14 protein-coding genes are annotated in these 20545 nt (G+C 61.6%); 9 read left to right on the plus strand and 5 right to left on the minus strand.

Translation table 11 applies throughout. The annotated features are described in order from the left end of the window. The first annotated feature begins 62 nt into the window (after positions 1–62). Complete coding sequence (locus TX24_RS11010) at positions 63–1694, plus strand: AMP-binding protein (protein ID WP_057710330.1); 1632 nt, start codon at positions 63–65, stop codon at positions 1692–1694. Between the two features lie 1134 nt (positions 1695–2828). On the opposite strand, the gene TX24_RS11015 is transcribed toward TX24_RS11010, so the two are convergent. The 3 genes from TX24_RS11015 to TX24_RS11025 form a co-directional block, all read right to left on the minus strand. After that, positions 2829–3728 (minus strand): hydroxymethylglutaryl-CoA lyase, encoded by a 900-nt coding sequence (locus TX24_RS11015; RefSeq protein WP_057710331.1) that lies wholly within the window; start codon positions 3726–3728, stop codon positions 2829–2831. 16 nt (positions 3729–3744) lie between these two features. Next, entirely contained in the window at positions 3745–4137 is a 393-nt protein-coding gene (locus TX24_RS11020) for a MerR family transcriptional regulator (RefSeq protein ID WP_003192195.1), read from the minus strand. 304 nt (positions 4138–4441) lie between these two features. Continuing rightward, positions 4442–5377: a LysR family transcriptional regulator gene (locus tag TX24_RS11025; RefSeq protein ID WP_034133793.1), complete on the minus strand. Its 936-nt coding sequence runs from the start codon at positions 5375–5377 to the stop codon at positions 4442–4444. A gap of 151 nt (positions 5378–5528) precedes the next feature. On the opposite strand from TX24_RS11025, the gene TX24_RS11030 reads away from it, so the two are divergent. Next, entirely contained in the window at positions 5529–6758 is a 1230-nt protein-coding gene (locus tag TX24_RS11030; RefSeq protein ID WP_003192191.1) for an acyl-CoA dehydrogenase, read from the plus strand. Between the two features lie 113 nt (positions 6759–6871). On the opposite strand, the gene TX24_RS11035 is transcribed toward TX24_RS11030, so the two are convergent. Together TX24_RS11035 and xthA are read right to left on the minus strand one after the other, a co-directional pair. Beyond that, positions 6872–8203 carry a substrate-binding domain-containing protein gene (locus tag TX24_RS11035; RefSeq protein ID WP_057710332.1) on the minus strand — a complete coding sequence of 444 codons (1332 nt, stop codon included), beginning with the start codon at positions 8201–8203 and terminating at the stop codon, positions 6872–6874. A 210-nt stretch (positions 8204–8413) separates the two neighbouring features. Beyond that, a complete protein-coding gene (gene xthA / locus TX24_RS11040) occupies positions 8414–9226 on the minus strand; it encodes an exodeoxyribonuclease III (RefSeq protein WP_057710333.1) in 813 nt (270 codons plus the stop codon). A 166-nt stretch (positions 9227–9392) separates the two neighbouring features. On the opposite strand from xthA, the gene TX24_RS11045 reads away from it, so the two are divergent. The 7 genes from TX24_RS11045 to TX24_RS11075 all read left to right on the plus strand — a co-directional run bounded on the left by TX24_RS11045 (position 9393) and on the right by TX24_RS11075 (position 20462). Beyond that, positions 9393–10043: a GNAT family N-acetyltransferase gene (locus TX24_RS11045; protein WP_057710334.1), complete on the plus strand. Its 651-nt coding sequence runs from the start codon at positions 9393–9395 to the stop codon at positions 10041–10043. A gap of 64 nt (positions 10044–10107) precedes the next feature. After that, entirely contained in the window at positions 10108–11835 is a 1728-nt protein-coding gene (locus TX24_RS11050; protein WP_057710335.1) for an autotransporter assembly complex protein TamA, read from the plus strand. Next, positions 11835–15521, plus strand: coding sequence for a translocation/assembly module TamB domain-containing protein (locus tag TX24_RS11055; protein WP_169878753.1), 3687 nt, complete (start codon positions 11835–11837; stop codon positions 15519–15521). The genes TX24_RS11050 and TX24_RS11055 overlap by 1 nt, the downstream gene beginning before the upstream one ends. 275 nt (positions 15522–15796) lie before the next feature. Next, entirely contained in the window at positions 15797–16270 is a 474-nt protein-coding gene (locus TX24_RS11060) for a MarR family winged helix-turn-helix transcriptional regulator (protein ID WP_003192182.1), read from the plus strand. Further along, on the plus strand, positions 16267–17718 hold the full coding sequence (locus TX24_RS11065) for an efflux transporter outer membrane subunit (protein ID WP_057710337.1): 1452 nt from the start codon (positions 16267–16269) through the stop codon (positions 17716–17718). Before TX24_RS11060 ends, TX24_RS11065 begins: the two co-directional genes overlap by 4 nt. A 15-nt stretch (positions 17719–17733) precedes the next feature. After that, positions 17734–18933, plus strand: a complete 1200-nt coding sequence (locus TX24_RS11070; RefSeq protein WP_003192180.1) for an HlyD/EmrA/EmrK family protein — start codon at positions 17734–17736, stop codon at positions 18931–18933. Then, positions 18933–20462 (plus strand): DHA2 family efflux MFS transporter permease subunit, encoded by a 1530-nt coding sequence (locus TX24_RS11075; RefSeq protein WP_057710338.1) that lies wholly within the window; start codon positions 18933–18935, stop codon positions 20460–20462. Before TX24_RS11070 ends, TX24_RS11075 begins: the two co-directional genes overlap by 1 nt. Positions 20463–20545 lie beyond the last annotated feature (83 nt).

Genomic DNA, 20545 nt, shown 5'->3' on the forward strand with positions numbered 1-20545 from the left:
ACGACGCTGTCAATCGTAGTTTACGTATACGTCAACCTACAAAAAAGATAACAGGGGTCGTTATGGATCAACCGCACCCGAGCTACAGTCGTGGCTCCCAGGACAAGACTTTGTTGGCCATGACCATTGGCCAGGCATTCGATCACACTGTCGCGCAATACCCAGATGGCGAAGCCTTGGTGGTGCGCCACCAGCAGCGGCGCTACACCTGGCGGCAACTGGCCGAGACGGTTGAGCTGCACGCCCGCGCATTCCTCGCCCTGGGTATGCAAACCGGCGACCGCCTGGGTATCTGGGCGCCTAACTGTGCCGAGTGGCTGATCTGCCAGGTGGCGAGCGCCAAGCTCGGGGTGATCCTGGTCAATATCAACCCGGCCTATCGCAGCAGCGAGTTGGATTACGTGCTCAAGCAGTCCGGCTGCCAATGGCTGGTGTGCGCCGGTTCGTTCAAGAGCTCCGATTATCACGCCATGCTCCAGGCGCTGAAACCCGAGCTGCGCGGCCTCATCAGCCTCGACCCCAGCCCGCCGCCGGAATTCATGCCCTGGTCGCAGTTGGCGGCCCTTGGCGCAGGCGTGTCGCCCGAGCAACTGCACAGCCGCCAGGCCAGCCTGCATTTCGATCAACCTGTGAATATCCAGTACACCTCCGGCACCACCGGCTTCCCCAAGGGCGCTACCCTCAGTCACCACAACATCCTCAATAACGGTTACATGGTCGGTGAAAGCCTGGGCCTGACGGCAGGGGACCGCCTGGTGATCCCAGTGCCGCTGTACCACTGCTTCGGCATGGTCATGGGCAATCTCGGTTGTATCACCCACGGCACCACCATGATCTACCCCAATGACGGCTTCGACCCGTTGCTGACGCTGAGCGCCGTCGCCGAAGAACAAGCCACCGGCTTATATGGCGTGCCGACTATGTTTATCGCGCTGCTCGATCACCCACGCCGGGCCGAGTTCGAGGTGTCCAGCCTGCGCACCGGGATCATGGCCGGGGCGACATGCCCGATCGAGGTGATGCGTCGGGTCATCCATGAGTTGCACATGAAGGAGGTGCAGATTGCCTATGGCATGACCGAAACCAGCCCGGTGTCGCTGCAGACCGGCGCGGATGACGATATAGAACGGCGTGTCACCACGGTGGGCCGCACCCAACCGCAACTGGAAACCAAGATTGTCGACGAGGCCGGTAACACCATGGCCCGTGGCGTGATCGGTGAACTGTGCACCCGGGGCTACAGCGTGATGCTGGGTTACTGGAACAACCCTGAAGGCACCCGTGAGGCCATCGACGATGCCGGCTGGATGCACACCGGTGACCTGGCGACCATGGATGAGGAGGGTTACGTGTGCATTGCCGGGCGTAACAAGGACATGATTATTCGCGGGGGCGAGAACGTGTACCCGCGTGAGCTGGAGGAGTTTTTCTTTACCCATCCGGCGGTGGCGGATGTGCAGATCATTGGCATTCCGGATGAGCGTTATGGTGAAGAGATTGTTGCCTGGATCAAGTTTCATCCCGGTCAGGTGGCCAACGAGCTGGAGTTGTTGAGCTGGTGCAAGGGCCGTATCGCCCATTTCAAGACGCCCAGGTATTTCAAGTTCGTGGATGAGTTTCCGATGACGGTGACGGGCAAGATTCAGAAGTTCCGGATGCGTGAGATTTCCATCCAGGAGCTGCAAGCGCGCTGACAACTTCAGCCCCCTGGGGGACCTGCGCATGTCTACCTGACCCCGCGCGATTCAACTGTGGGAGCTGGCTTGCCTGCGATGACGGCCTGCCAGCCGACACCTCTCTACCTGACACCCCACAATCTAACTGTGGGAGCGGGCTTGCTCGCGAAGGCGGCCTGACAGTCAACACAGTTGGATTGTGTACATATCCATTGCTGCGGTAACGGCCGCTTAGGGTTCCGCTCTGACAGCGGGTCACTTTTGGAAAAGAGCCCGGAATGCCGGCCCAGCCAAAAGTAACCAAAAGGGCTCTTGCCCCACCACTCGGCACCTCGCTTAGGCTCGGTGTGCCCGAACACAGGCTTGAATCCGTGGGCCGCCGCCACGCGCCATCCATGGCGCGGGGCGGCTAACCCGGCGTCCTGCCGGGTTACCCACGAATTCAAGCTTGCGTTCGGCCAGCGTGGTTTAACGGGGCGCCTGAAATCAAGATCACAAGCAGATCAAGAGCGGCTCGCTTCGCATCGTGGTTACCATTGAGAGCTGCAGGGTTGTATAGATACCTATGGCCAGCTCCCACACTGAACTGTGCTGTGCCACCCAAATCGTGAAACCCAGAAAGCACAAAGGGGACCCGAAGGTCCCCTTTAATTTGTCGTTGCGTGCTCTTTTCTTATTATTGAGGGGCGGCCTGTTGTTGTTTTTGGTAGCCGTGGCCCGTACCGCTTTTTTTGGCGACCCCCATCCGGGGTCAAGAGCAAACGTATTTTTTTGAACGCTGACCTGCTTCTTCGTAAACGATCCAACCAGTGGGTAGCTACCTGAGGTAGTTTTATTTTTCTCTATCCGGTTGCGGGTTGCGGCATGCCGTACCCTGGGAAGCACATCTTCTCCAAAAAAATCTGTTAGCTGCGTCTCTGCCGTGTTGTTTTTGTTATGTCAGAGTCGTTTCGTCTTATTTTTATTAGGTTTGGCGCTTTTTATTCTTGTTATGCAATAGAGATAGCAGAACGCGTGCCAACTTTTTAAAAGCCTTTAAAATCAATGGTTTGGTTTTTTGGCCCGCTTTATCTTGCCGTGTGTGCGGCGGATTTTGTTCCCGCGTTACCCGTTACGCCGGCGTGCGGTAACACATTGTCACAGCTGTGCTACTCACCCGGCGTTACGCACCTTCGCCACACGCGACCCTGTAGGCCGTCCCAGCACCTGGCTGATCTGCTGGCCGGCGCCAATCAAGCACTCCAGGTCGATGCCCGTGTGGATACCCAGGCCGTTGAGCAGGTACAGCACGTCCTCGGTGGCGACGTTACCGCTGGCGCCTTTGGCGTAAGGGCAGCCGCCCAGGCCGGCGATGGAGCTGTCGAACACCGTGATGCCCTCCAGCAGGCTGGCATAGATGTTGGCGATGGCCTGGCCGTAGGTGTCGTGGAAATGCCCGGCCAGCTTGTCCCTTGGCACCTGTGCGCCGACCACTTCGAACAGGCGCCGGGTAGCGCCCGCGGTGCCGGTGCCGATGGTGTCGCCCAGGGAGACTTCATAACAGCCCATGGCATACAGCTCGCGAGCGACCGCCGCCACTTGCTCCGGGGCGATCACGCCTTCATAGGGGCAACCCAGCACACAGGACACATAACCGCGCACGCTCACGCCGTGCTGCTTGGCCGAGGCCATGATCGGCGCGAAGCGCTCCAGGCTTTCGCTGATGGAGCAATTGATATTGCGCTGGGAAAACGCCTCGGAGGCCGCCGCAAACACCGCGACTTCCTTGACCCCGGCTGCCAGCGCATCCTCGAAGCCGCGCATGTTCGGTGCCAGGGCGCCATAGGTCACACCGGGCTTGCGCTGGATCTGCGCAAAGACCTCGGCGGAGCCGGCCATTTGCGGCACCCACTTGGGTGAGACAAAACTGCCGACTTCGATGTAGCTCAAACCGGCGGCGCTCAGGGCGTCTACCAGTTGGACCTTATCCGCCACGCTGATGGGCTGGGCTTCGTTCTGCAAACCGTCGCGCGGGCCGACTTCAACCAGGCGTACGTGGGAGGGGAGGGACATGGCAGTTACCTTCTGGTCAATGGCCGGCTTGGCTGATGGTCTGCGCCAGGGCCTGGGTGCAACGCTCTTCAGCGGTGTCCAGTTCCAGCTTCATCTGTTCGATATCCAGCAGTTGCTGTTCCAACTGCTCACGGCGTTCGGCGATCTTGGCCAGCATGCTGTTGAGTTGGATCTGGTTGCCGCCGGTGGGGTCGTAGAGTTCGATCAGCTCGCGGCATTCGGCCAGGGAGAAGCCGATGCGCTTGCCACGCAGGATCAGCTTGAGGCTGACCTTGTCGCGCGCCGAGTAGATGCGCTCCTGGCCCCGACGCTCCGGGGCCAGCAGGCCTTGTTCTTCATAGAAACGAATGGCGCGAGTGGTGATGTCGAGCTCGCGGGCGAGGTCGGAGATGCTGTAGGTGGTGCTCATGGCAGTGCTCAAGAAAGTCTTGGCGCTAAGCTAATTGCAGGTTGACGTAAACGTCAAGGGCCACTGCGCAACCCATCGGGAGCAAGCCCGCTCCCACAGTTTGATTGCGGGGTATCAGGTAGAGACGTGTCGGCTGGCAGGCCGTCATCGCAGGCAAGCCAGCTCCCACATTTGGATCACGGTGCGTCAGTTAGATCAGCGTCGGCTGGCAGGCCGTCACGGGAGCAAGCTCCCTCGCCACAGGTTCGCCGTCATACCGAAGTTGTGTAGATACCTATGCGCTCACAGGGGTAGCCCTTCAACTTCAAGCCTGTTGTTTATCCAACTTCTTTTCCTGGGCCGTCACCTGCTGGCACAACTCGATCATCTGTTCACGCATCCAGCGGTTTGCCGGGTCCTGGTCGGTGCTTTCGTGCCAGTACAAATGGGTTTCCACCGGCGGCACGTTGTTGACCGGCAGATTGAACCAGTGCAGTTCATGACGGCGGGCGAAACGCTCGGGCACGGTCATCACCATGTCGGTCTGTTGCAGCACCTGGGAGGCCATCAGGTAATGCTGGGAACGCAGGGCGATCTTGCGCTGGATGCCCATTTTGCCCAGGGCGAGGTCCACGTAACCCAAACCGTTGCGGCGGCTGGAGATATGGATATGGGTCAGTGACAGGTAATCATCCAGCGTGAATTTGTCCTTGCCCGCCATCGGGTGGCCCTTGCGCATGGCGCACACGTAGCGGTCTTCCATCAGCTTGACGTGACGCACCTGCGGGTCGGTGTTGAGCGGCGCATCCACGGCAAAATCCAGGCGCCCGGCGGCCAGTTCCTTGGTGGTTTCGCGGCGTTTGGACAGGAAACTCTCGATCACCACGGTCGGCGCCAGGCGGCGCAGGCGCTGGAACAGCGGCGGCAGGATCACGGCTTCGGTCAGGTCGGTCATGCTGATGCGGTAGGTCTTGGCCGCCTGCTGTGGGTTGAAAATTCTGCTTTCCTGCACCGACACCCGCAGCAACGACAACGCATTGCGCACCGGGCCGATGATGTTCTGCGCCATGGGCGTGGGTACCATGCCTTGGGCGGTGCGCACGAACAGCGGGTCGTTGAAGGTCTCGCGCAACCGTGCCAGGGCGTTGGACACCGCCGGCTGGGTGATGCCGACGATCTGCCCGGCGCGGGTCAGGTTGGCTTCGGTGTAGATCGCATCAAAGACGATGAAGAGGTTGAGATCGACCTTGCTCAGATTCATTTCGTTGCGCTCTTATTGTGAGGTGCCCATGCGCCGATCATATATCGGTGATGAATGTTAATACACGCCGAGAATAGGCTAGGTAAATTATCAGCGCTGTTCTAGCATCGAATGCATGACCTAAACAACCTCTCAGAGAAGGGAGCCGCTCATGGATTTCGCCTATTCGCCCAAGGTTCAGGAACTGCGTGAACGCGTCACTGCGTTCATGGACACTTATGTCTACCCGGCCGAACCGGTGTTCGAACGCCAAGTCAGCGAAGGTGATCGCTGGCAGCCCACGGCAATCATGGAAGAACTCAAGGCCAAGGCGAAGGCCGAGGGCTTGTGGAACCTGTTCCTGCCGGAATCCGAACTGGGCGCCGGCCTGAGCAACCTGGAATACGCACCCTTGGCGGAAATCATGGGCCGCTCGTTGCTGGGCCCGGAGCCATTCAACTGCTCCGCTCCCGACACCGGCAATATGGAAGTGCTGGTGCGCTACGCCAACGAAGAACAGAAGCAGCGTTGGCTCGAACCCTTGCTGCGCGGCGAGATTCGCTCGGCTTTTGCCATGACCGAACCGGACGTGGCGTCCTCGGACGCCACCAACATGGCCGCCCGCGCCGAACGCCAGGGCGACGAGTGGGTGATCAACGGCAAGAAATGGTGGACTTCTGGCGCCTGCGACCCGCGTTGCAAGATCCTGATCTTCATGGGCCTGAGCAACCCCGATGCACCGCGCCATCAGCAGCACTCGATGATCCTGGTGCCGGTCGATACCCCAGGCGTGAAAATCCTGCGACCGCTGCCGGTATTCGGTTACGACGATGCGCCTCACGGCCATGCCGAAGTGCTGTTCGACAATGTGCGCGTACCCTATGAAAACGTATTGCTGGGCGAAGGCCGTGGCTTCGAGATCGCCCAGGGCCGCCTTGGCCCTGGCCGTATCCACCACTGCATGCGTTCGGTCGGCATGGCCGAACGGGCATTGGAATTGATGTGCAAACGCTCGGTCAGCCGCACCGCATTCGGCAAGCCCTTGGCGCGGTTGGGGGGCAATATCGACAAGATCGCCGACTCGCGCATGGAAATTGACATGGCCCGCCTGCTGACCTTGAAAGCGGCGTACATGATGGACACCGTGGGCAACAAAGTGGCGAAAAGCGAAATTGCCCAGATCAAGGTGGTGGCGCCGAATGTGGCCTTGAAGGTTATCGACCGCGCAATCCAGATGCACGGCGGCGCCGGGGTCTCCAACGACTTCCCGCTGGCCTATATGTACGCCATGCAACGCACCCTGCGCCTGGCCGACGGCCCGGACGAAGTACACCGCGCGGCGATTGGCAAGTTTGAGATCGGCAAGTATGTGCCGCGGGAATTGATGCGCGGCGGGCAGTAACACCGCGTCGCCTGTATTCGCGAGCAAGCCCGCTTGACGCTCTGCGTCACCCTTTCAAGAGCGGACGCGGAGCGTCCAGAGCGGCATTCCCACGCGGAGCGTGGGAACGATCCTCAGTACACCCAAACCTCCACCCGCCGATTCTTGATCCGGCCCTCATCCGCCGTATTGGCCGCCACCGGCATCTGCGCGCCAAACCCGCGAATATCCTTGAGCACCACGCCGCTCTTGACCAGCTCCCGGCGCACTGCCATCGCCCGCAATTTCGACAACAAAGCTGCACGTTGTGGGTCATTCTTGGTGTCGCCAAACCCCACCAGCGTCACCTGTTTATCCAGCTTGCCGTGGCTTCTGATATAGGCCACCACCCGCTGCACATCCTGGCGCGCCTTGTTGTCGAGGCTGGCGCTGCCCTCGTCGAAGCGAAAATTCACCGTCAGGCGCTGAGCGTCGCGGGCGATGGCCTGGTAGTCGTCGGGCATCGACGGGCGCGGCGCCACGCCAATCGCTTGCACCTGCTGGGCGATAAAGCCATTGGCGGCCACAATCGCCTGGCCCTGGCTGCCTTGGGTAAAGTCCACCAACGCCTTGGCCCACGGGTTGGGGGAAGAGGGCGGCAAGTAGAAGAACAGCCGCCGTGACAGCGGGTAATCCTCGGTGGCGATCAGGCTGGTCAGCGGCAGCATCGGTTGCGAGTCGCCGTCGACAATCGCCACCGCCTTGGCCTGGCGCACAGAGGGCAGGCCGATAAAACCGATGCCCTGGGGGTCTTGGCTCACCGCATCGGACAGCTGTTCGCTGGATTCAAAGCGCTTGGCCGACGGCGCGAGCGGTTGGCCGCGGCGGCTCATCACCAGTTCCCTGAAAGTGTCGAAGGTGCCGGACTGATCATCCCTGGCATATAAATGGATGGTCCCGCCTGTACCTCCGAGTGCCTCCCAGGTGCTGACCTCGCCGTTGAAGATCTGCGCCAATTGCTCGGTGTTGAGGCTATTGAGCGGGTTGCGCGGGTTAACGATGATTGCCAGGCCATCAATGGCGATCACATGCTCGGCGCCTGGGCTTTTCAAGTCGCCCAGGGGATCGAGGTCCACCAGCTCGCTGTCTTTGATCGGGCGGGACGCTGCGGCGAGGTCGGCGCGGTTGTTCTTCAGCGCCGCAAAGCCGGTGCTGGAACCGTGGGCCGCGACCTCGATGGTGACCGTCTGGCCTTGGCGTGTCTTGCCGACCACGCGCTGTTCATTGGCCCCCGCACCCGCTTCAGCGTGTACGTCCTGCAAGCCCTGATGCTCCATCAAACCCTTGACCAGCGCCGGGCCGAGTGCCGCGCCGATGGTGTTGGAGCCCTGGATGCGCAGGGCCGGGCCTTGGTCGGGAATGGGCAGAGGGGCCGCCACGGCGGGGAGGGCGATTGCAAAACACAGGAACAGAACGCGCAGCATCATGCCGGCACCGTCTCAAGCCAAAGGGAGTACCGCAAGATTAAGTCAGTTGGATTGCAGCCATATGACCAACACGGGCGCTGGCAAACCCTGATGCCCTGTAGGAGCGAGCTTGCTCGCGAAGAGCGTCAACGATAACGCAGCGAATCTGTTTTAACGCGGCGCTTTCAAGTTCTTCGCGAGCAAGCTCGCTCCTACAATCTATTTTTGAGGTCAGCTCAGTTCCAACCAGATCGGCGCATGGTCCGACGGTTTTTCCAGCCCGCGCAGGTCGTAATCCACCCCCGCATCCTTGACCCGTGGCACCAACCCGGTGGATGCCATGATCACATCAATGCGCAGCCCGCGCTTGGGCTCGTCCTCAAACCCACGGCTGCGGTAATCGAACCAGCTGAAGCGGTCGGTCACATCCGGGTTGAGGTGGCGGAAGCTGTCCACCAGGCCCCAGTTCTTCAAGCGTGCCATCCACTCGCGTTCTTCCGGCAGGAAGCTGCACTTGCCGGTTTTCAGCCAGCGCTTGGCGTTGTCTGCGCCGATGCCGATATCGCAGTCCTCTGGGGAAATGTTCACGTCGCCCATCACCACCAGCGCCTGGTCGTTGCTGAACTGGGTTTCCAGCAGGTGCTGCAAGTCTGCATAGAAGCGCTGCTTGGCCGGGAACTTGGTCGGGTGGTCGCGGCTTTCGCCCTGCGGGAAGTAGCCGTTCATGATGGTTACCGGCTGGCCGTTTTCGTCGGCGAAGGTGCCCCAGATAAACCGGCGTTGGGCGTCTTCTTCATCGCTGGCAAAGCCTTTGTGCACGCTCAACGCTTCTTTGCGCGAGAGCAGGGCTACGCCGTAGTGGCCTTTCTGCCCGTGGTAGTACACGTGATAACCCAGGGCCTGCACCTCGGCCAACGGGAACTGATCATCGTGGACCTTGGTTTCCTGCAAACCGATCACGTCCGGTTGATGCTTTTCAATCAGCGCCGCCAACTGATGAGGGCGAGCACGCAGCCCGTTGATATTGAAGGAGACGATTTTCATGGTCGGCAGTCCAGTCTGGCAAAAGGGCGATGCTAGCCGACAAGTCGGACGGGGGCCAGCGTGGCGGTAGGGTGAATGCGCTGCTAATGTGGGAACGACTGGAGCTGTGCAGGTTCGTACCCATAAGAACGCCATGTTTGAGTGGCGCCCAGGGAGATTGATTGTTATGCCAGACACTTCGACGGCCACTGCCGAAATCCGCCTGCTCAATAGCGGTTACTCCCGCGAAGCGCGATCCCTGCTGTACCAGGCGTATCGCCATGAGCCGACCTTCGCCTACATCTTCGAAGCCGAGCGGGCGGGCTATGAGCAGCGGGTACGTGCCACTGTGCGCGAACTGGTCAAGCAGCACTTCTTTCAGAAACTCCCGGCCATCGGCCTGTTCGTCAACGACCGGCTGATCGGCATCGCCTTGATTGCACCGCCCCAGCGGCGCCTGGGCATCACCGAAAGCTGGGCCTGGCAAATCCGTATGTGGCTGAGCACCGGCGTGCGCGGTACGCGGCGTTACCTGGAATACCATCATGCCGTCATGGCGTGCCTGCCCACCGAGTCTGTGCATGTGTTGCCGCTGCTGGGCATTCACCCGCAGTTCCAGGGCAAGCACCATGGTGAGCAGTTGCTGGAAGCGGTACACAATTGGTGTGCCGACGATCCGCATTCATCCGGCGTGGTGCTCGACACCGGCAACTCCCGTTACCTGGATTTCTACAAGCGCCAGGGCTATGAGGAAATCGGCGAAGTCGCCGTAGGGCCGGTGCGCGAGCATGTGTTTTACCATCCCAATCCCCAGGCGTTACATCCTGCAACGGCTTAGAACAGAATTATTCAGACTAATCCTGGTTCAAAGTTCCTCCCTCGCTCGTGTAGCATCCGCGCCTATGAAGTTTCCAGGAAGATTTACCAGCGGCTTGATTCTGCTGTTCACAAGCTGCGGCGCATTGGCGCAAAGCGAACTGGACGTGCGGATCAAACCCTCAAACGACGCGCTGAAAGCCAACATCGAAGGCTATATCGGCGGTGTGGGCGATCGTGATGAAGAAGCCTTGCTGCGGTTCAGCCGTGGCGCCGAGGAGCAGGCGCGCAAAGCCGCGCAGGCCTTGGGCTACTATCAGCCACAGATTGCCAGCGAGGTGAAGGGCGGCAAGAACCCGCGCCTGACCCTCACCATCGACCCCGGCGAACCGGTGCATTTGCGCAACGTGACTCTGCGGGTCGATGGCCCGGCTGCGAGCCTCAAGGCCTTTCGCGTGCCCGCCAGCGACGACCTCAAATCCGGCGCCGTGCTCAACCACGGCCATTACGAAGACGCCAAGCGCCTGATCCAGAACCAGGCCTCGCGCTACGGTTTTTTCAGCGGGCGCTTCACCAGCCAGAAACTTGCCGTAGACCCTCAAGCGGGCGTGGCCGACATCGAACTCATTTACGACAGCGGCCCGCGCTACAGCATGGGCAAGGTCAGCTTTACGGGCGACACGCCCTTTGATGAAGAGCTGTTGCAGCGCATGGTGCCGTTCAAACCCGGCACGCCCTATGACTCCGAACTGGTCGCCGAACTCAATCAGAACCTGCAAGCCAGCGGCTTCTTTGAAGGCGTGCGCGTCGACGCCAGCCCCACCGCCGCCACCGATGACGTGATCCCGGTGGCGGTGCAACTGGACACCCGCAAGCCGCGCACCATGGGCCTGGGCCTGGGTTACTCCACCGACGTCGGCCCACGGGGCAAAGCCAACTGGACGCGCCATTGGGTCAACCCCCAGGGCCACAGTTATGGCTGGGAAGCCGAACTGTCGGCGCCACGGCAGAACGTCGGGCTGTGGTACGACATCCCGCTCGACCCGCCGCTCACCGACAAACTGCGCTTTGCCGGCGGCTACCAGAATGAAGAAATCGCCAACACAGACACCCTGAGCAAGCTGCTCACCATCGGCCCCGAATGGCACAGCAAATTGCCCAGTGGCTGGACCCGGGTGATCTCCCTCAAGTACCAGCGCGAAGAATATCGTCTGGGCAATGATTCGGGTCTGAGTAACCTGCTGATGCCGGGCGTGAGTTATTCCTACCTGCGCAGCGACAACCGCATCGACCCGCACCACGGCTACCGCCTGATGTTCGACACCAAGGTCGCCAAGGAGGGCGCGGGGTCCGACACCAACCTGCTTTACGGCACGGCGACTATCAAGGGCCTGACCACCTTGTGGGACAACCACCGCTTCCTGGGCCGTGCGCAATTTGGCGGCAGTGCCACCAATGGCTACAAATCCGTGCCGCCTTCCTTGCGCTTCTTTGCCGGTGGCGACCAGAGCGTGCGCGGCTACGAGTACCAGACGCTGTCGCCCGAGAACGATCGCGGCGACCGCATCGGTGGCCGCTACATGGTGGCCTTGAGCGCCGAGTATCAATATTCCATCACCGATAAATGGCGTATCGCGACCTTTGTCGACCAGGGCAACTCCTTCAACAACCTCGACTTGCCCAGCCTGAAAACCAGCGTGGGCGTCGGCGTGCGCTGGGTGTCGCCAGTGGGGCCGATTCGCCTCGACCTGGCCCATGCCCTCGAAGATCCGGGCGGCGTTCGCTTGCACTTTTCCATGGGGCCTGAGCTGTGATGCGTGGTTTGAAAATAGCGGGGCTGGCGCTGGTCGCCATCCTCGCCTTGCTGGTGTTGGCGCTGTGGTCGGTGCTCGGCACCCAGGCGGGCAGTCGCTGGGCCCTGGGCCAGGTGCCAGGTTTGAGCGTGGAAAATTTCCAGGGCCGTTTGGGCGGGCAGTGGAGCGCCGACCATCTGCTGTGGCAGCAGGATGGCAGCCGCGTCGAATTGAATGCCCCTACGTTTGAATGGTCGCCCGGCTGCCTGCTGCGCATGACCCTGTGCATCAACCGACTGGATGTGGAACAGGTCAGCCTGGAATTCGCCCCCAGTGCCGAAGAGAGCGACAGCGGGCCGATTCAACTGCCCGACCTGAAGCTGCCGGTTGCCCTGCAGTTGGGCGATGTGCGCATCGGCAGCCTGCTGTTCAACGGCAATGAAGAACTCAAGGGCCTGCAACTGGCGGCGCACTGGACTACCGCCGGCCTGCAGATCGACGCGGTGCATCTACAGCGCGATGACCTGGTGCTGGACCTCGCCGGCCTGCTGCAACCCAACGGCGATTGGCCGCTGAATGCCACCGGTAACCTGAGCTTGCCCTATGCGCCGGGCGGAGCACCCTGGACCATCGCCCTCAAGCTCGACGGCGACCTGCTCAAAACCCTCAAGCTCGACGCCGACAGCAGCGGCTACCTGCCGGCCAAGCTCACTGGCGAGCTGCAACCCCTGGCGGAAAACCTGCCGGCGCAGGTGCACATCACCTCCGAGTCGTTCAAACCCAGCGCAGACCTGCCCGATACCCTGCAACTCAACCAATTGGACCTGAGCGCCAAAGGTGACCTGAGCAATGGCTACCAGTTGCTGGGCAAGGCCGTGCTACCGGCCGAAAAAGGCCCGGTGGATTTACTGCTCAAGGGCAAGGTTGACGCCAAGGGCGCGCAGATTGCCGGCCTGGACCTGACGGCGAGTGACAAGCAAAGCCTCAAGCTCAGTGCCAACCTGGACTGGCAGCAAGGCTTCAGTGCTGACGCCAAGATCGACTGGCTGGACTTCCCCTGGCATCGCCTCTATCCGGTCATCGACGAACCGCAAGTGGCCTTGCGCACCTTTAACGGTGAAATCTCCTATAAAGACGGCAACTACCTGGGCAATCTCAAGGCTGACCTCGACGGCCCGGCGGGCAAGTTCAATGTGGTCACCCCCTTCAGTGGCGACCTCAAGCAAGTCTTCCTGCCTGAGCTGAAGCTGAGTGCCGGCCAGGGCAAGGCCGAAGGCCACCTGAACCTGCAATTTGCCGACGGCATTGCCTGGGACACCGCGCTGGATCTGTCGGCGCTGAACCCGGCCTACTGGGTCGCGGAGCTGCCCGGCACCCTGGCCGGGCCACTGCGCAGCAAAGGCGAGTTCAAAAATGAGCAGCTCAAGCTCAACGCCGACCTCGACCTCAAGGGCCGCCTGCGTGGCCAAACCGCTGTGCTCGCGGCCAAGGCCGAAGGCGCTGGCGAACAATGGACCCTCGCCAACCTGGACATCCGCCTGGGCGATAACCGCATCAACGGCAGCGGCAGCCTGCAACAGCGCCTGGCCGGGCAGATCGACATCAAGCTGGCACGCCTGGCCCAGCTCTGGCCGCAACTGCGTGGGCAAGTCAACGGGCGTGTCGAGGTGGCCGGCACCTTGAAAGCGCCTCAAGGCAAGCTCGACCTCAAGGGCCAGCAACTGGCCTTTGCCGACAACCGCCTGCAAAGCCTCAACCTGGACGCCAACCTCGATAGCGCCCAGCGCGCCAAGCTCGACCTCAAGGCCAACGGCATTCAAAGCGGCGAGACGCAAGTCGGCAACCTTACCGCCAGCGCCCAGGGCGACATCAAGAACCAGAAGGTCCAACTGGCCCTGACCGGCCCGCTGGTCAAACTAGCCCTGGCCCTGGATGGCAACCTCGACAAAGACAACTGGCGCGGGCGCCTGGCCAGTGGCGACGTGCAAGCCGGTGGCCAGGACTGGCGGCTGCAAGCCCCGGCGAAGATCGAACGCCTGGCCGATGGCAAGCTGACCTTCGGCGCGCACTGCTGGGTCTCCGGCGGCGCCAGCCTGTGTGGGGAAGACCAGCGCCTGATGCCCGAGCCGAAGTTGCGTTACCACCTCAAGCAATTTCCCCTCGACAGCCTTGCGGCATTTTTGCCCAAAGACTTCGCCTGGCAGGGCAAGCTCAATGCTGACGTGCAGCTTGACCTGCCTGAAAGCGGCCCAAAGGGTGTGGTAGCGGTAGATGCCAGCGGTGGCACCTTGCGCGTGCGTGACAAGGGCCAATGGTTGGATTTCCCCTACAACACCCTGAAGCTGGAAACCACCCTCAATCCCAAGCGCATCGACACTCAGCTCAACTTTCATGGCGGCAAGCTCGGCGAGTTGCTGTTGCAGGCGCAGATCAACCCGCTGCCGAACAACAAGCCAATCACCGGCAACTTCAGCCTTACTGGCCTGGACCTCGCCGTGGCGCGGCCCTTTGTGCCAATGGTTGAAAAACTCACCGGCAAGCTCAACGGCAGCGGCCGCATCTCCGGCGGGTTGCTCGCGCCGCAGGTCAACGGCAACCTGAACCTGGTGGACGGTGAAGTCTCCGGGCCGGAGTTGCCCATCAGCCTCGAGGGCCTGAACCTGCAGGCGCAGATCGCCGGTGAAAGCGTGCAGCTCAACGGCGGCTGGCACAGCGGCAAGGCCGGGCAGGGCAGCCTCACGGGGCAGATCGACTGGGGCCGTGCCCTGGTGGTCGACCTCAGCCTCAAAGGCTCGCAACTGCCAGTCACCGTGGAACCCTACGCCAAGCTGGAAGTGGCGCCCGACCTGAAGATCAGCCTCAAGGACGACAAACTGGCGATTGCCGGCAAAGTCCACATCCCCCGTGGCGACATCACCGTGCGCGAACTGCCGCCTTCGACGGTCAAGGTGTCCGACGACACCGTGATCATTGGCAGCCAGACCGAAGAGGGCAAAGCGCCGATGGCCATGGCCATGGATATCGACGTGGAGGTAGGCGAAGACCAGCTCAACTTCGCCGGCTTCGGCCTCACCGCCAACGTCCAGGGCCATGTGCACATCGGCGACAACATGGACACCCGTGGCGAGCTGTGGCTCAACGACGGCCGCTACCGTGCCTACGGCCAGCGCCTCAACGTGCGGCGTGCACGGCTGTTGTTTGCCGGGCCGCTGGACCAACCGTTCCTGGATATCGAAGCTGTGCGCGTGGTGGTCGAATCGTCGCGCACCGTGACCGCCGGTATACGCCTGAGCGGCAGCGCCGAACAGCCCACCACGCAGATCTTCTCCGAGCCGGCCATGGCCCAGGAAGATGCGTTGTCATACCTGGTGCTGGGCCGTTCGCGCACCAACACCGGCGAAGACAACAACATGCTCGCCGAAGCCGCCCTGGGCCTGGGCTTGATGGGCAGCGCCGGGGTGACCACGGATATCGCCAATAAGCTGGGGATTCAGGATTTTGATCTGGACACCCAAGGCACCGGCAACAGTACTGCGGTGGTGGCCAGCGGCAAGATCAACGAGAAGCTCAGCCTGCGTTATGGGGTAGGGGTGTTCGAACCGGCCAACACCATTGCCTTGCGCTACCTGCTGAGCAAGAAGGTGTACCTGGAAGTGGCGACGGGTGTGGCCAGCTCCCTGGATATCTTTTACAAGCGCGATTTCTAAGCCTTGCCCGGTCAAAAAATGTAGGAGCGAGCTGGCTCGCGAAAAACGTCAACGATAACGCGTGCATCCTGAATGCACGCGGCGCCCGTGAGTTTTTCGCGAGCAAGCTCGCTCCTACAAAAAGCCTTAACTGGACTCTCCCTGAGTTGATTGCTGCCCAAGGCTCTAAGTTACTCAACTACCAAGCAACCTAATTATTCCATTTGACATTCGCTGCCTAAGCAGTAACATCTCGTCACACATTCACTGCCTAGGCAGTAATAAGGTGACTTTCGATGCCTCACTTCACCCCTGACAACTTCCACAACTGCCACCTCGGCCTGTTGCTGGGCCGCGCCGCGATTCTCAAGGACCGCATCATCGACACCCATATGGAACCCCACGGCATCACCGCCGCGCAGTTCAAGGTGTTGATCATCATGGCCCAGTTCGGCGTCGATACCCCGGCGGAGCTGTGCCGCAACCTGTCCCTGGACAGCGGTTCGATGACGCGCATGCTCGACCGGCTGGAGCAAAAAGACCTGCTCAGCCGCAAGCGCTCCGAGCTGGACCGGCGCCAGGTGCAGTTGGTGCTGACCACCGAGGGCCAGCGCCTGGCGGACATGCTGCCGCACATTGGCGCCAAGGCCCTCAACCAGTTGGCCGGCGTGCTTGAGCCGGGCGAGCTGGAAACCCTGGAGCGGATCCTGAAAAAAATGCTGATCGCTGCGGGTGACCCCATCACGATCCAGCGGGTAGGTCGATCATGAATACACGCGCATTCAGCCTGGTGCTGGCGGCGATGACGTTGGCCGGTTGTGCCAACTACAGCGGCCTCGACACCCAGGGCCAGCGCCTCGACGCCAATACCCTGCACACCGGCAAATCCCTCAGCGGCGTGACGCTGTCGAGCGCGGCCTGGCCGGCCGCTGACTGGTGGAAAAGCCTGGGCGACCCGCAGCTTGACGGCCTGATCCAGGAAGCCCTGCAAAACAGCCCCGACATGCAAGTCGCCGACGCCCGCGCCCATCAGGCCGAAGCGGCGGCCTATGCCGCCAACGCGGCGCGCATGCCGACCCTGGATGCCAGCGCTGGCGTGAGCCGTTCGCGCCTGGCCAAGGACCAGGACCCTCGCGGGCAGGGCGATGCCTATTCGACCGTGCGTAACATCGGCGCCAGCTTCAACTACAACTTCGACCTCTGGGGCGGCCAGCGCGCCGCGTGGGAAGCCGCGTTGGGCGAGGCCCGCGCTGCCGAAGTCGACCAGCAGGCTGCGCGCCTGACCCTGGCCGCCAACGTGGCCAAGGCCTACAGCGACCTGGGCCAGGCCCATATCGTGCGTGACCTGGCCGTCGATGACCTCAAGCGCACCCGCCAGATGCTCGACCTGAGCAAACGCCGCCTGAGTTCCGGTATCGACAGCGAATACCAGTTCCAGCAGACCGAGAGCCTGGAAGCCAGCTCCCAGTCGCAACTGATTGACGCGGAAAAACAACTGCAAAGCGCCAAGATCGCTCTCGCCGTATTGCTCGGCAAAGGCCCGGACCGTGGCGACGAGTTGGCCCGCCCAGCGGTGCTCAAACCCAGCGCCGTGGCCGTGCCCGCGGTGCTGCCTGCCGAGTTGCTCGGCCGTCGCCCGGACCTGGTTGCCGCACGCTGGCGCGTAGAGGCCGCGAGCAAGAACATCGACGTCAGCAAGACCCGCTTCTACCCCAACCTCAACCTGAGCGCGAGCGCAGGTGCCGAGTCGTTGCTGGGCGATGCGATGTTCGGTTCGGCCAGCCGCTTCTTCAACATTGCGCCGACGATTTCGCTGCCGATCTTTGACGGCGGCCGCCTGCGTGCTGATCTCGATGCCCGCGACGCCGACTACGACCTGGCCGTGGCCCAGTACAACAAAACCCTGGTGCAAGCCTTGGGTGATATCGGCAACAGCCTGTCCCAACTGCGCGACACCGGGCGGCAGATCCAGGCCCAGCAACACGCGGCCGACATCGCGCAGCAGTCCTACGACACCGGGGTGCAACGCTACAGCTCAGGCATCGGTAACTACCTGGATGTGCTCAGCATCGAGCAGCAATTGCTGCAGGCCCAGCGTCAGCTGGCCACCCTGAATGCGGCGCAGATCGACCTGTCGATTCAATTGATGCAGGCCCTGGGTGGCGGGTACCACGCCAACAGCGTGGCCGCGACCACCCCAGCTACACGCACGGAATAATTTGAGGTATTTGTCATGGCCACTGCCGACAGCAACAACGCAACCGAACAACCCAACGACACCAACCCCCGCAAACGCAAAGTGATGCTGATCGGCCTGGCGCTGATCGTCATCCTGAGTGTGGTGGGCGTGTGGGCCTGGTATGAGTTCTACGGGCGCTTCAATGAAAGCACCGATGACGCCTATGTGAACGGCAACGTGGTGGAAATCACCCCGCTGGTCACCGGCACCGTGGTCAGCATTGGCGCCGACGATGGCGACCTGGTCCACGAAGGCCAGGTGCTGATCAACTTCGACCCCAACGACGCCGCCGTCGGCCTGCAGAGTGCCCAGGCCAACCTGGCCCGAACCGTGCGCCAGGTACGCGGCCTGTACAGCAACGTCGATGGCATGAAAGCCCAGGTCAATGCGCAGAAAGCCGATGTGCAAACCGCCCAGGACAACTACAACCGCCGTAAAACCCTGGCCCAGGGCGGCGCGATTTCCCAGGAAGAACTGTCCCACGCCCGCGACAGCCTGACCGCCGCCAAGAACGCCTTGACCAACCTTGAGCAACAACTGAAAACCACTAATGCGCTGGTGGATGACACGGTGATTTCGTCCCACCCCGACGTGCAAGCCGCCGCTGCGCAACTGCGTCAGGCGTACCTGACCAATGCGCGCAGCACCTTGATCGCGCCGGTTACCGGCTACGTGGCCAAGCGCACTGTGCAACTGGGCCAACGCGTGCAGCCTGGCACCGCGCTGATGGCGGTAATCCCGCTGGACCAGCTGTGGATCGACGCCAACTTCAAGGAAACCCAACTGCGCGATATGCGCATCGGCCAGCCGGTGGATATTGAGTCGGACATCTACGGCAGCGACGTGAAGTACAGCGGCACCGTCGACAGCCTCGGCGCCGGCACCGGCAGCGCGTTCGCCTTGCTGCCCGCGCAGAACGCTACCGGCAACTGGATCAAGATCGTGCAGCGGGTACCGGTGCGCATCCACATCAACGCCGAAGAGCTGGCCAAGCACCCGCTGCGCGTGGGCTTGAGCACCGTGGTCAACGTCGACCTGCACGACCAGAGCGGCCCGGTGCTGGCGCAACAGGCGCCGCAAAAAGCCTCGTTCACCACCAACGTGTATGACCGCCAATTGGCCGAGGCCGATGCCATGATCAACCAGTTGATCCATGACAACAGCGTCGCCGCTCCCAAGGCTGCGCAACGCTGATGAGCAATAACGCCTCGTTCACGCCACCCAGCCTGTTGATGGCCACTATTGGCCTGTCGCTGGCGACCTTTATGCAGGTGCTCGACACTACCATCGCCAACGTGGCGTTGCCGACGATCTCCGGCAACCTGGGGGTGAGTTCGGAGCAGGGCACCTGGGTGATCACTTCGTTTGCGGTGAGCAACGCCATCGCCTTGCCGCTCACCGGTTGGTTGAGCCGGCGCTTTGGCGAGGTGAAGCTGTTTTTGTGGGCGACCCTGCTGTTTGTGCTGGCGTCGTTCCTGTGCGGTATCTCTACCTCTATGCCTGAGTTGATCGGCTTTCGTGTGCTGCAAGGCTTGGTCGCCGGGCCGTTGTACCCGATGACGCAGACGCTGTTGATTGCGGTCTACCCACCGGCCAAGCGCGGCATGGCCTTGGCGTTATTGGCGATGGTCACGGTGGTAGCGCCGATTGCGGGTCCCATCCTCGGTGGCTGGATCACCGACAGTTACAGCTGGCCGTGGATCTTTTTCATCAACGTACCCATCGGGATTTTTGCGGTGATGGTGGTGCGTGCGCAGCTGAAAAAACGCCCGGTGGTCACCAGCTACCAGCCGATGGACTACGTTGGGCTGCTGAGCCTGATTGTCGGGGTGGGGGCCTTGCAGATCATCCTCGACAAGGGCAATGACCTGGACTGGTTCGAGTCCAACTTCATCATCATCGGTGCGGCCATTTCGGTGATCGCCCTGGCGGTGTTCGTGATCTGGGAGATGACCGACAAGCACCCGGTGGTCAACCTGCGGCTGTTCGCGCACCGTAACTTCCGGATCGGCACCATTGTGTTGATCCTTGGTTATGCGGGCTTTTTCGGCATCAACCTGATCCTGCCGCAGTGGCTGCAAACCCAGATGGGCTACACCGCCACCTGGGCCGGGTTGGCAGTGGCGCCCATCGGCATTTTGCCGGTGCTGATGTCGCCATTCGTGGGCAAGTACGCGCACAAGTTTGACCTGCGCCTGCTGGCGGGCCTGGCATTCCTGGCGATTGGCTTGAGCTGCTTCATGCGCGCCGGTTTCACCAACGAAGTGGACTTTACCCACATCGCCATGGTGCAGCTGTTCATGGGCATCGGCGTGGCGCTGTTCTTCATGCCGACCTTGAGCATCCTGATGTCCGACCTGCCGCCGCACCAGATTGCCGACGGCGCGGGGCTGGCGACCTTCCTGCGTACCTTGGGCGGCAGCTTCGCGGCGTCGCTGACCACCTGGATCTGGATCCGCCGGGCCGACCAGCACCATGCCTACATGAGCGAGAACATGACCGTCTACGACTCGACCACCCGCGATGCGTTGCAGGCGCTGGGTGGGGCAGGGCAGAAGGCCTATACCCAGCTGGACCAGATTCTCACCAGCCAGGCGTACATGATGTCCACCGTGGATTACTTCACGTTGCTGGGGTGGATGTTCATGGGCTTGATGTTGCTGGTGTGGCTGGCCAAACCGCCGTTTGCCGCAAAAGCGGGGCCGGCGGCATCGGGGCACTGATCCGCAAAAGTTGGAGTGCAATCAAGTGTGGGAGCTGGCTTGCCTGCGATGCAGACACCTCGGTGTATCAGATGCACCGAGGT

It is taken from the genome of Pseudomonas lactis (genome assembly GCF_001439845.1).
Lineage (GTDB): Bacteria > Pseudomonadota > Gammaproteobacteria > Pseudomonadales > Pseudomonadaceae > Aquipseudomonas > Aquipseudomonas lactis.